Source organism: Ochrobactrum sp. SFR4, from assembly GCF_019730395.1.
In the GTDB taxonomy this organism is placed as follows: Bacteria; Pseudomonadota; Alphaproteobacteria; order Rhizobiales; family Rhizobiaceae; genus Pseudochrobactrum.
The window spans coordinates 1-359 of sequence record NZ_JAAPBB010000364.1 but is presented as its reverse complement, the minus strand read 5'-3'; the positions used below and the strand labels follow the sequence as shown (position 1 = coordinate 359).

Below are 359 nucleotides of genomic sequence, written 5' to 3'. Positions count from 1 at the left end.
TTGCAGGCATTTGGACAGAATGGATTGGCGTAAGAAAGCCATCAGAAGGCAAACAAAATCACACATTATTTGCTTTCCTGACAAGTGAACCGAATTCCGTTGTCGCGCCAATTCACCCGACAGCGATGCCAGTCATCCTGACTGAGCCAGAGGAATATGATATGTGGATGACAGCGCCGTGGGATATTGCAAAGGAGCTGCAGCGGCCGCTGACATCAACAAAATTATGCATGCTACTTTGAATTAGCACACCTATCTCAGTGTAATAGTCTAACGATTATTCCGTGTGCCTGAAGAGTACAGCCTTCCCTCCTCCTGTATTTGCCGAAAAGGTGCAGTGAAAACTGCATACAATCCAT

Annotated in this window: 1 protein-coding gene; it reads left to right on the top strand. The window is 46.2% G+C overall.

Annotation, left to right across the window (positions count from 1 at the left end; genetic code table 11):
- The coding region (locus HBA93_RS19380) for an SOS response-associated peptidase family protein (protein ID WP_221724380.1) at positions 1 to 242 on the top strand (242 nt) is incomplete at its 5' end.
- Positions 243 to 359 lie beyond the last annotated feature (117 nt).